Consider the following 3,409-nt stretch of genomic DNA (forward strand, 5'->3'; position numbering starts at 1 on the left):
CAGGGGGTGGGCGAGACGTATCGCCGCCCGGGGACGAGCGCGAGGGTTGCCTTCCCGGCGCTCACCCGCACGCGGGCCGGTTCGTCGCGCCCGGGGCGCAAGGGAGGAGGGCGGCGACCCCGGGATTGCCCACACGGCGGCGTTCCGCCGGCATCCGGGTAGCGTCCCGCCGCGACCTCTGCCGCGCATGATGGATAACGGTGATTATCCATCATAATCATTATTATAAATGGCGAGGAGTGAGGCGCCGACCCCGACGAGAGGATCGACGCGGTGCGCCGTGGGGCCGGGCATGCCGGCCGGTCGCCGGCGGCGCGGGACATTCCCGGCCGTCGGGGTGCTCGGGCATCGGGGAGGAGGCCTCGTCCATGCCGAACGTCGCGCGCCGCAGGGGCGTCGGGACGGGTCCGTGCGGTATATCTTCACGGCAGGTCGGATCGTCTGCGAGATGTCGTGATCCCGTATGTGGCGATCGGCCGTCGCGCCGAAGAACGTCGCAGCAGCGCACCGGCCGTTCCATGGGGCGGCCCGCCGTTCCCGCCGTTCCCGGCGTTGCCGAGGCGGCGGGCGTCGCTGCCGGAGCGGATCCAATCCGCCGTCGGCTCGATCACCTCCGCCGTCGCGACGCGGGGCGTCGACCACCTCGGCACTGTATTCGATCCCGGCTGGGGAGTTCTCCGATCCGTTAGTTGACATAATGTGGATTATCGGCAATACGAGTACCGGCCTCGACCAGCCTTTTCGCCGACGCGGGATCCGGTCGGGTGTCGAGGATGTCGCGGGCCTGCCCGTCGTGACGACGTTCATCTGCTCGGCTTTCGGCGTCGCGGCGCAACGTCGGGCACTTTGTATCGCGGGCTCGCTGCCGAACCGCGCCGCCCAGAGCCCGGACATGCCTGCCGCCGAGCGGCCGGATGCCACCCCGGGATCAGCAATCGACCACGTGCTCCGGCGTGGCGTGCCCTCGCCCCCTCCGCGGCCTCCTCGCGAAAGAATTCGTCACAGTGACGATTGCTGGGGTGAATCCCGGTCAGCGTCCCTCAGCGGTCGCCGGGTCGGCAACGCCGCAGCTGGCCGGACAGGTAGCGCTTGGCGCGGCGATGTCCACCCGCGCTGTCGAATTCGAGGTTCAACTCGTTCAGCAGCGTTGCCAGCAGACTCGCCTGAGGGGTCCATCCGTGTCGGTGTCGGCACTGTGCGAGCCAGTCGATCGGGCCCATGTGTCCGCGATCCGCGTTGCACCGCGGGCACGCGGCAGCCTCGTTGGCGGCGATGCTGGGACCGCCTTTGACTCGCGGCACGAGGTGTTCGGTGGTCGGTGGTACCAGGGGCCCGAACCGTCTGCCGCACCAGAGGCATCGGCCGCCCTGACGGTCGACAGCGAGCACGAGTCTGGCGGCACGGTCCACTCGTCGATGGTAACCAGCGGCGCTGCCGACACCGCCGGCCTCGAACCGCCTCCCCTCCCCTCGCGCCGCACAAAATTCATCGACCCTGATACGTCACTGTGACAAAAATCGGACTGGGAGGGGTCGACCGGCGGCGCTCGAAGGGACGATCGACTCTCGCTGCCCTGGTGTCGATCCCGTTAGGCTTTCCGGACATTCGCCGAAGGAGGACTTTCGTGAGCGGCCATGAAGTGAAGATGATCGTGCTGTCGACCGACGATCTCGACGAGTCGATCAAGTTCTACAACGAGACCCTGGGCATGGCGTTGAAGTTCCGCGACGGCGCTCATTTCGCGGCCCTCGACGGTGGCGGGGTCACCCTCGCACTCGCGACCGCAATCGACCATCCGATCCACGGCCAGGTGGTCGTCGGCATCAAGACCGCCGACGTGGACGCCGCCGCGAAGGCCATCGAAGAAGCCGGCGGCGGCATCGTGAAGGGCCCGTACGACGACGCGCACGAGCGCCGCGCCGTGGTGTACGACAACAAGGGCAACGGGTTGGTCTTCTACAGCCCGCTCGGGCGGTGATCGGTCGCAGACCCCACGTCCCCGCCGCGTGCCGACCTGTTCTGGGTCGACGCGCCGGATCGGATATATGACCGGAGGGGCCGGCGGCAGCTCGTCAGGGCCGCGCGCAGTGCTCATCGAGGGCGAGATCGCCGGGACGTGGCGGCCGCGCAAGCGCGGTCGCCTTCTGACGTTATGGACCGGGAGGTCGATCCGGTCCGCCCCGATGTGCCGGGCGGTGGTCTCAGCCCCGCGGGCCCGCGCCGGTGATCGCGGTGTCCGCCAGCCGCGCCGACAGGACCCGCACGATCGCCTCGACCGCGTGCGGGGCCACCATCTCGTGGTGGTCGCAGTCGATCCGGTACTGGTGGATCTCCCCCGACACCACGTTGTGCCAGGCCGCGACCGCCGGCGCCGGTGCCGCGGACCGGGTGGCGGTGAAGAACAGCACGTCCCCGTCGAAGGTGGCGGGCGTGTGCCGGCGGGCGGCCCGCAACGCGGCGGCCGAGCCGCGGTGGATCCGCTCGAGGTGCGCGGCGGTCAGGCCGGTGCCGCCGCCGAGCGCGGCGTCGAGGAGCGCCGACGCCTGGTCGTAGGTCGGGTCCTGCTCGGCGTCGACCGGCACGCCGAGGTCGCGGAGCATGTCGCGGACCCCGACCGACCCGGCGCCCCGGACGCTGAGGTGGCTGTCGAGCAGGGCCAGGGTGTCCACGCGCTCCCCCGCCCGGCGCAGGTCCACGGCGACCGCGTGGGCGACGACGCCGCCGAGCGACCAGCCGAGCAGGTGGTAGGGGCCGTGGGGCTGGATGCGCCGGATCTCCTCGACGTACCGCTGGGCCAGCGCGGTGACGGACTCCGGGGCGGGGCCGCCGCTGAGTGTGGGCAGCTGCAGCCCGTAGACCGGCCGGTCGCCGCCGATGCGTTGTGCGAGCGGCGCGTACGCCCACGACAGGCCGGCGGCCGGGTGGAGGCAGAACAGCGGTGCGCCGGTGCCTTCACGTAGCGGCACGAGCACCTGCAGGGCCTCGTCGATGCCGGTGCGTTCCTGCGGGCCGCCGAGGTGGGCGGCGAGGCCGGCGGGGGTCGGATGGACGAAGATCGACTGCAGCGGGACCGGACGGCCGAGACGTTCGCCGAGCGCCGGCAGCATCCGGGTGGCGAGCAGCGAGGTGCCGCCGAGGTCGAAGAAGTTGTCGTCGACCGAGACCCGGTCGAGGCCGAGATGCTCGACGAACACCCCCACCACGGTGCGCTCGAGGTCCGTGGCCGGGGCGCGGTAGGCGCCGCCGAGCGCCGAGAAGTCCGGCTCCGGCAGGGCGCGCCGGTCCAGTTTGCCGGCGGGCGTGAGCGGGATCCTGTCGAGCACGATCACGGCCGTGGGCACCATGTGCGCCGGAAGGTGTTGCGACACATGCTCTCTGATGTCGGCGGGGCCGGGGGCGGTGCCGGGGG

3 protein-coding genes are annotated in these 3,409 nt (G+C 71.2%); 1 reads left to right on the forward strand and 2 read right to left on the reverse strand.

Annotation, left to right across the window (positions count from 1 at the left end; all coding sequences use genetic code 11):
* Positions 1-1,040: 1,040 nt before the first annotated feature.
* Positions 1,041-1,409: an HNH endonuclease gene (locus G6039_RS31350; RefSeq protein WP_029543807.1), complete on the reverse strand. Its 369-nt coding sequence runs from the start codon at positions 1,407-1,409 to the stop codon at positions 1,041-1,043.
* A gap of 215 nt (positions 1,410-1,624) precedes the next feature.
* Here G6039_RS31350 and G6039_RS29890 point away from each other — a divergent pair, with 215 nt between their 5' ends.
* Positions 1,625-1,978 (forward strand): VOC family protein, encoded by a 354-nt coding sequence (locus tag G6039_RS29890; RefSeq protein ID WP_029543805.1) that lies wholly within the window; start codon positions 1,625-1,627, stop codon positions 1,976-1,978.
* A gap of 223 nt (positions 1,979-2,201) precedes the next feature.
* Here the strand turns inward: G6039_RS29890 and G6039_RS29895 are convergent.
* Positions 2,202-3,409, reverse strand: a 1,208-nt coding sequence (locus G6039_RS29895; RefSeq protein ID WP_241259007.1) for a thioesterase domain-containing protein, incomplete at its 5' end; no start/stop codon positions are given.

Source organism: Rhodococcus aetherivorans (assembly GCF_011058165.1).
Lineage (GTDB): Bacteria > Actinomycetota > Actinomycetes > Mycobacteriales > Mycobacteriaceae > Rhodococcus > Rhodococcus aetherivorans.